Raw genomic sequence first — 7,390 nt, forward strand, 5'->3', positions numbered from 1 at the left:
ATTCCTGTACTGAACTACGGTCTGTTTCTCGCCTGGGCCAATGGACTTCTGCCAAGAGCATTAGAACCATTCCCCGATCTAATAGATTTATTTCTCAGTGAGTAGTTTTGAGTACCAGAGATAAATTATTACAGCTACCGAAGCAATGTTATTGCTTCGGTGTTTTATTCAATTAGGCCTAAGGGGGTGGTTTAATAGATTTATTTCTCTATGAGTAGTTCAGACTACCAGAGCAAGTAACATTGCTCTGGTGATTTATTCAATAAGGCCGAAGGGCCTTAATTTTATCTTTGAATTCAAACACGACGTCTCCACCCTGCTTGATTTGGATATTATTGGGTAAAAAAACCCATCGTGCATCGTTTTCGACATCTTCCCATATCCCCTGGGGGAATGCTGCCAGTTCATTAAGTCCGGCAGAGAGGTAGACGGTTGCACAGAACATCAGGATGATGCACAGGTAAAGCTTCTTCATTCAGGCTCCTATATTAATTATATATCAGAAGTGGGGGCGACAAAAAGAGGGATTATAAGGATTGTGCGGGCCTCGTTTCCGGTTTATGATGGGCAACATGAAAAATATGAAAATGACCACAATGGACATCGCCTGTTCGGTCAGTCTGATGGCCTATTCGGCCAGCATGGTGGCGACTCCCATCTGCCTGATCGTCCTGATGAAAGAGATGAACCTGAACCTTTCCGAAGGGGGGGGGATTGAGGCGGTCCGGACCATACTCCTTATTGGAGTGCTCCTGATCAGCGGCCTGGCCGCTTCAAGATTCGGAAAAACCGCCCTGCTGAATACGGGAGGTTTTCTTCTGGCGGCGGGCCTTTTTATCTATGCGGCGGCTCCCAACTACCCCATGGTCCTGGCGGCGATGATCCTCATCGGTGTGGGCGGGGGTCTGCTGGAAGCCCTGATCAATCCCCTGGTTCAGGACCTGCATCCCGGCGATTCAGGTCGTTACCTCAATGTGGTCAACGCCTTTTTTTCCGTCGGCGTTTTGATGACGGTTCTTTCGGTGGGAGAACTCCTGTCCCGGGATATCCCCTGGCGGTCCATACTGGTAGGTCTGGGAGTCGTCTTCACCCTGATCTCCTTTTTCTTTCTTTTCAGCAGCCGTCGTGCCCATAAAACAGGGCAGATTCCTGATAACAGCTATAAAAATCCACTCTCCCATACAAAGAAACTCCTGAAAAAGAGACGCTTCTGGGTCTTTGCCCTGGCCATGCTCTGCGGAGGCGGCACGGAAGCGGCCTATACCTTCTGGAGTGCCAGTTATATTCAGCTCTACTATGACACCCTCCCCCGGGCAGGAGCCCTGGGAACCGCCTTGTTTGCTCTGGGCATGATCATAGGACGTCTGGGCAGCGGCTTGATCAAACAGCACCATCTCCCGACACTCATCCTCATCTCCGCGGCAGGAGGCCTGGTTTTCAGTCTGGGATTCTTCTGGATCAGCGGCCTGATCTCCCTGATGGTCCTGCTTTTTTTCGCAGGATTGGCCGTGGCCTGCTTCTGGCCCAGCATCCAGTCCTATGCGGCCGACCGGATGGAAGGGGACTCCACCATGCTCTTTATCCTCCTTTCAACTGCAGGAATTCCCGGATTTTCCATCATCGTGTGGACCATGGGAAAGATCGGCGATACCTGGGGACTCAAGGCCGCATTTGCCGTGATCCCCGTGCTTTTTCTCACCCTCCTGATCACCATTGGAATCGAGAGCCGAAACTCCGCTAAGGCAGTCAAGCCTTGAAATTACTCGAGGAAAAGTCCAATATAGGGCTATGAGTACCATTATTGAACCGAAGATCCTGAAAGGCTTCAGGGATTTTCTACCGGCAACAGAAATTGAAAGAAAACGGGTGATCCGTCTTTTAGAGAATACCTTTGAAGGCTACGGTTTCGTCCCTATAGATACGCCTGTCCTGGAATATTCTGAAGTCCTTCTGGGCAAAGGCAGCGGCGAAACGGATAAACAGATGTACCGTTTCTTAGACAATGGCAAACGGGACGTGGCCCTGCGTTTTGATCTGACCATCCCCTTTGCCCGATTTATGGCTAAGAACCGCAGCCAGCTCTACCTCCCCTTCAAGCGTTACCACATCAACAAGGTGTGGCGGGGAGAAAACACTCAGAAGGGCCGGTACCGTGAGTTTACCCAGTGCGACTTTGACATAGTAGGCACAGACTGCGCCTCGGCGGACTTCGAGATCCTGATGATGATGCGCCGCTCCCTGGGGGCCCTGGAGGTTCCCGGCTGCACCATCAGTCTGAACCACAGGGGCATCTTCAACCGCTTTCTGGATGTGATGGGTCTGAAGCATCAGAGTGAAGACATCCTGAGGACCGTGGACAAACTATCCAAGATAGGCCGGGAAGAAGTGTTCCTTCAGCTGAGCACTGTTTCCGATGCAGACAAGGCCGGCAAAATTCTGGATTTTATTCAGAAGGAAGACAGCTTTACAGAGACCCTCTCCAAGATAGAATCCCTGGCAGGCGGACCCGCCGAAGATACACTCCGTCTCAAAGAGATTTACTCCTATATTCAGGAACTGGGACTGGAAGAAGCCTTCGAGCTGAACCCCTCCATCACCAGAGGCCTTGACTACTACACGGGAATCGTCTTCGAAACATTCCTGGACGACCTCCCCTCCATCGGCTCGGTCTGTTCGGGAGGACGGTACAACAATCTGGCAGGACTCTACACCAAGGAATCCCTCCCCGGTGTGGGAAGCTCCATCGGCCTGGACCGTTTGATGGCAGGACTTGCCGAGCTGGGGCGCTCAACAGAAAAAAACAGCCATACCCAGCTGCTCATCCTCAACATGGAAAACAGCCTTGTGGGGTATTATCACAGACTCGCAGAAGAGTTCCGGGAAGCCGGATTCTACTGTGAGGTCTACCATGAACCCAAAAAATTTGCGGTTCAGATCAAATTTGCCGAGGCCAAGGGGATTCCCCTGGTCCTCATTTGCGGCAGCAACGAAAAAGAAGCCGGTACGGTCAACCTCAAAAACCTGAAGACAAGGGAGAGTTTTGAGGGACTGATTCCGGAGGACGCCTTGATTAAGGCAGGAGAAATCATAGTTTGAATTTTAAAGAACTACCAGTTTACCGGGATAAAGCCCGTATCTTAAAGAGCCTGGAAGACCATCAGGTTGTAGTAGTGGAAAGCCCCACCGGATCTGGAAAAACGACCCAGATCCCCCTCATCCTTCACGAAGCGGGATACACCTCCCGGGGGATGGTAGGAGTCACACAGCCCCGGCGTATCGCCACACTCTCTGTGAGTGACTACATTGCCCGTCAAACCGGCAGCAAGGTGCCCGGCATGGTGGGTTACAAGATGCGTTTTGAAGACAAGACCCTTCCGGAAACCCGGATGAAAATCATGACAGACGGGACACTCCTGCAGGAGATGAAGACGGACCCCATGCTCCACCAATACTCGGTGATCATGGTGGATGAGGCTCATGAACGCAGCCTGAATATCGACTTTATCCTGGGACTCCTCAAGACCATTCTGGCCGAACGCTCCGACTTTAAGGTCATCATCAGTTCGGCCACCATCAATGCAGCCATGTTTTCCGAATACTTTGACAGAGCCCCGGTGGTGACCATCGATACACCGGTCTATCCCGTGGCCATGGTATATGATCCGCCGACCAAACTGGGCGACCCGGAACAACTGGCTGCCAAGATAACGAATACGGTGGAACGGGCGGTCAACGACCGCCGGAAAGGAGATGTTCTTATTTTCCTGTCTGGTGAGAAAATCATCAAAGACACCATTGCCATGCTGAATCTCTCACCGGTGCGAAAAAAGCTGTTGATTCTGCCCCTCTACGGGCGGCTCAGCAAGGAAGAGCAGGAACGGATCTTTATCAAGACCCCCTTCGGGAAGACCAAGGTAGTCGTCTCCACCAATATTGCAGAGACCTCTGTCACCATCGAAGGAATCACCACGGTGATCGATTCGGGACTGGCGAAGCAGAACTTCTATAACCCCCGGACCTTTACCTCATCCCTTATCGAAACAGAGATATCCCAGGCCTCGGCCAATCAGAGACGGGGACGGGCAGGCCGAACCCAGCCGGGAACCTGCTACCGCCTCTACTCCAAGGAATCTTTTACCCCGCGGCCCTTGTTTACACGGGAAGAAATTTACCGGACAGACCTGGCGGAAGTGGTCCTCCGAATGGCCGAACTGGGAATCAGTGATTTTCAAAGCTTCGACTTTATCTCCCCTCCCGGGAGAAAAGGCATTCTCGGCGCCATAGAAACCCTCAAACTCCTGAATGCCCTGGATGAGAAGAACAAGCTTACCTCGGTGGGCCGAATGATGACCCCCTTCCCTCTGATGCCCCGGCATGCCCGGATGATCGTAGAATCTATCATGAACTATCCGGATGTCCTCCGGGAAACCCTGATCGCCGCGGCCTTCCTCAGCACCAACAGCCCCTACCTCCTGCCCCAGGGTGAGGAGATGGAAGCCAGACGGGCCCACCACCACTTCCGGGATAACCGGGGAGACTTTGCGGCCTACCTGAAACTTTTTGAAGGATTCAATAACGCTCCCGACCAGACAGCCTTCTGCAAGCTCTATTACCTGGAAGAGCGGACCATGGGTGAACTGGTCAACATTCAGGGACAGCTGGAGGATATCGTGGGAGGCATGGGTATTCCCATCGGTGAAGGCGGCTCTCTGGACGACTACCTCTGCGCCTGTGCCCGGGGGAATATTCAGTTTGTCTGTGTCCGCTCCGGCCGGGGCAGCTACAAGAGTCTGACCGCCGACAGAATTCTCATTCATCCCGGTTCCACCATGTTCCGGGAGAGCCCCCCCTTTATCGTGGCCGGGGAGATCGTCCGGACCAGCCAGACCTATGCCCGTTCGGTGTCTCCCCTGACCCGACAACTGATCAGCCGCACCAGCAAGGATCTGGCCCTCCAGCTGGAACCTCAGGGTGTCGCCCGTATCAAGGGCAGCATGAAAGAGAAAAAGAAGCGGGACAGCTCCCTGGAAATCACCATCGGCAGGACCGCCTTTCCCGTGGTTCAGCCCAAGAAAGGCAAGAAGAAAATGGCTCTCATCGATTGGAACTCTGCCTGGAAAGAGCTGAAAAACATGGCTCCCGAGCAGTGGCCTGATTATAAGGGAATGAAGGGTATTCTCAGCTGGGAAGGCCGGGAAATACTCTCGGGCACTCCCCTGAGCATGGTGTTTAAAATCATCACCATGATCAATCCTAAGAAGGATATCCTCACGGGCATCCCGGATAAGAATTTCAGCACTGAAAACGGCAAGCACATGAATGAATTGGCCGAACACATGCATATCCTGCTGAAAATCTCGTCCTCCGGGAAAAGAAAAAAGTCGGCCTACGGGATCATCACCCTGCAGACCGATGGAGAGGGGCATTTCTGGTTCCGCTCTGTCAGGAACTTCACCAATGCAGTGAATGAGTCTCTGGCCTCTCTGGAGCTCCTGGCCGACCAGGTGTCGGAAGAGCTGGAAGGAGAGCAATGGGGACTGGTGAACAAGGCCTACAGACGGGTGGACAGTTTTATCTCATTGTAGAAAACAGGAGGGATCAGGACTTAGTGTGGAATCGGCAGGATATGATGGATAAAACCTCATCCTGCACTTGATACACGAGTCTGTGTTCCTGATCGATTCTTCTGGACCAGCAACCCTGAAGCTGAAATTTCAGGGGTTCGGGTTTACCGATCCCCTGATAGGGTTCCCTTTGAATGGCCTTAATCAGATCATTTATTTTTTTTAAGGTTCTCTTATCGTTTATCTGCCAAAAGAGATAATCCTTCCATGAATCCTCAGTAAATAAAATATTCATTTATTCATTTTATTAAGATCCTGAAAATTATGAATAGAGACATGTCCCTCTTCTAACTGCTCCAGGGATTGCAGCAGATGTGCCGTATTGGCCTTTGTGGAGAGGAGATACTGGGTTTCTATCAGACTGTTGTAGTCGTCCAGAGAGAGGAGAACAATATTTTCACTATTCTTTCTTGTCACAATAAGAGGCTCATGGTCCTCATAAACATGATCCATATGATCTTTGAGACTTTTTCGGAGATCTGTATAATTCACGGCTTTCATAAGTACAGAATAAAGTACCTTTTATGGTACGTCAAGTAAGATATCAGGCTTTAAGAACTTCCAGTACAAAATCGGGGTCCAGGAATTCGATACGGATATCCTGGGGCCCTGCGGGAAGGATATAGCGCAGCTTGCCCCTCTGCTTCTTCTTATCCATCTTCATGGCTTCCAGTATCCCGACAGGATCTTCCGGGGCCTCCAGTTCATAACCGTAGTCTAAAAAGAGCTGTTTCATCTCATCCGCCCAGGCGGGTTTCGCCAGACCGAGTCTGACCGAGGCCTCCAGGGCTTTACCCATTCCCCAGACGACGCCTGCTCCATGGCTCCAGCGGAACTCACTCACCGCTTCCAGGGCATGACCGAAGGTATGTCCCAGATTCAGGAAAGCCCTTCTGCCTTTTTCGCGCAGGTCCTCTTCCACCAGGGCGCCCTTCACGAGGATGCAGCGACGGATTATCTGAGCCAGAACCTCGGGGTCCCGGGCCAGAACGGACTCGCGCCGCTCTTTTATGAGATTTAACAACGCAGCATCGCCGATGATGGCGGTCTTCAAGACTTCCCCCAGACCGTTCCTGTACTCTTTTTCCGGCAGATCCCCCAGGATTTCCGGACAGATCCGGACCTCTTCCGCCGGGTAGAAGGAACCGATCATATTTTTGTACACTCCCGCATCGATCCCGGTCTTACCACCCAGGGCGGCATCCACCATGGCCAGAAGGGAAGTGGGAATCAGAATAACCCGGCAGCCCCGCATATACAGGCTTCCTGCAAAGGCGGTCATATCGGTAACCACCCCACCTCCGGCCCCGCAGATCACGGAGTCCCGGGCCAGGCCCTCTTTCATGGCTAATTTTAAAATTTTGTCCACAGCGTCCCACTGTTTGCCCTCCTCACCGGGGGTGAGAATGACTTCTGCCAATCCTTCTGGACGGCTGATCAGGGATTTGGTATGACTGTCGGCCACAAAAAGGGCCGTATCTTCGGGCAGCAGATCCTGTTTATCGTATAAAACGGCTCTGCTGGGAAAGCCGCCGAAAGTAAATGACTTGATAATTTCCATATTTTCAGTATAAATCGACTGCCCTGAGGGGGTAAAGGGGGGATAAAAATCGGAACCTGTCCGAACCTAAAAGGCTTGAGAATTTCAATCACGTTGTGATATTGTATGATCATGAAAGAAAATATTATTATAATAGCCCTATTAATAAGCCTTTTGGGGGCAGCCGGGGCACAGGAAACCCATAAACTGGAAAGATATATAATCA

At 51.7% G+C, this 7,390-nt stretch carries 8 protein-coding genes; 4 read left to right on the top strand and 4 right to left on the bottom strand.

Going from position 1 to position 7,390, the window contains the following annotated elements; all coding sequences use genetic code 11:
* Positions 1-105 carry a hypothetical protein gene (locus tag PF479_RS16750; RefSeq protein WP_298008942.1) on the top strand — a complete coding sequence of 35 codons (105 nt, stop codon included), beginning with the start codon at positions 1-3 and terminating at the stop codon, positions 103-105.
* A 154-nt stretch (positions 106-259) separates the two neighbouring features.
* On the opposite strand, the gene PF479_RS16755 is transcribed toward PF479_RS16750, so the two are convergent.
* The gene (locus PF479_RS16755) at positions 260-475 is read right to left on the bottom strand and encodes a hypothetical protein (protein ID WP_298008923.1); all 216 of its coding nucleotides are present in this window, start codon (positions 473-475) and stop codon (positions 260-262) included.
* A 97-nt stretch (positions 476-572) separates the two neighbouring features.
* On the opposite strand from PF479_RS16755, the gene PF479_RS16760 reads away from it, so the two are divergent.
* The 3 genes from PF479_RS16760 to PF479_RS16770 are packed head-to-tail and all read left to right on the top strand — an operon-like array spanning position 573 to position 5,585.
* Entirely contained in the window at positions 573-1,757 is a 1,185-nt protein-coding gene (locus PF479_RS16760) for a sugar MFS transporter (protein WP_298008926.1), read from the top strand.
* A gap of 31 nt (positions 1,758-1,788) precedes the next feature.
* A complete protein-coding gene (gene hisS / locus PF479_RS16765) occupies positions 1,789-3,096 on the top strand; it encodes a histidine--tRNA ligase (protein WP_298008928.1) in 1,308 nt (435 codons plus the stop codon).
* Entirely contained in the window at positions 3,093-5,585 is a 2,493-nt protein-coding gene (locus PF479_RS16770; RefSeq protein WP_298008931.1) for an ATP-dependent RNA helicase, read from the top strand. The genes hisS and PF479_RS16770 overlap by 4 nt, the downstream gene beginning before the upstream one ends.
* A gap of 13 nt (positions 5,586-5,598) precedes the next feature.
* On the opposite strand, the gene PF479_RS16775 is transcribed toward PF479_RS16770, so the two are convergent.
* The 3 genes from PF479_RS16775 to PF479_RS16785 are packed head-to-tail and all read right to left on the bottom strand — an operon-like array spanning position 5,599 to position 7,185.
* On the bottom strand, positions 5,599-5,859 hold the full coding sequence (locus tag PF479_RS16775) for a Txe/YoeB family addiction module toxin (RefSeq protein WP_298008934.1): 261 nt from the start codon (positions 5,857-5,859) through the stop codon (positions 5,599-5,601).
* Entirely contained in the window at positions 5,856-6,125 is a 270-nt protein-coding gene (locus tag PF479_RS16780; RefSeq protein WP_298008937.1) for a type II toxin-antitoxin system Phd/YefM family antitoxin, read from the bottom strand. The genes PF479_RS16775 and PF479_RS16780 overlap by 4 nt, the downstream gene beginning before the upstream one ends.
* 43 nt (positions 6,126-6,168) lie before the next feature.
* A complete protein-coding gene (locus PF479_RS16785) occupies positions 6,169-7,185 on the bottom strand; it encodes a 3-dehydroquinate synthase family protein (protein WP_298008940.1) in 1,017 nt (338 codons plus the stop codon).
* Between the last annotated feature and the right edge of the window lie 205 nt (positions 7,186-7,390).

Origin of the sequence: Oceanispirochaeta sp. (assembly GCF_027859075.1) — a bacterium.
Classification (GTDB): domain Bacteria; phylum Spirochaetota; class Spirochaetia; order DSM-2461; family DSM-2461; genus Oceanispirochaeta.

Excerpts from the sequence above, each read along its gene's own strand:
- PF479_RS16760 (WP_298008926.1), top strand. The coding sequence starts at position 573 with ATGAAAAATATGAAAATGACCACAATGGACATCGCCTGTTCGGTCAGT.
- PF479_RS16755 (WP_298008923.1), bottom strand. The coding sequence starts at position 475 with ATGAAGAAGCTTTACCTGTGCATCATCCTGATGTTCTGTGCAACCGTC.
- PF479_RS16780 (WP_298008937.1), bottom strand. The coding sequence starts at position 6,125 with ATGAAAGCCGTGAATTATACAGATCTCCGAAAAAGTCTCAAAGATCAT.
- hisS (WP_298008928.1), top strand. The coding sequence starts at position 1,789 with ATGAGTACCATTATTGAACCGAAGATCCTGAAAGGCTTCAGGGATTTT.
- PF479_RS16775 (WP_298008934.1), bottom strand. The coding sequence starts at position 5,859 with ATGAATATTTTATTTACTGAGGATTCATGGAAGGATTATCTCTTTTGG.
- PF479_RS16785 (WP_298008940.1), bottom strand. The coding sequence starts at position 7,185 with ATGGAAATTATCAAGTCATTTACTTTCGGCGGCTTTCCCAGCAGAGCC.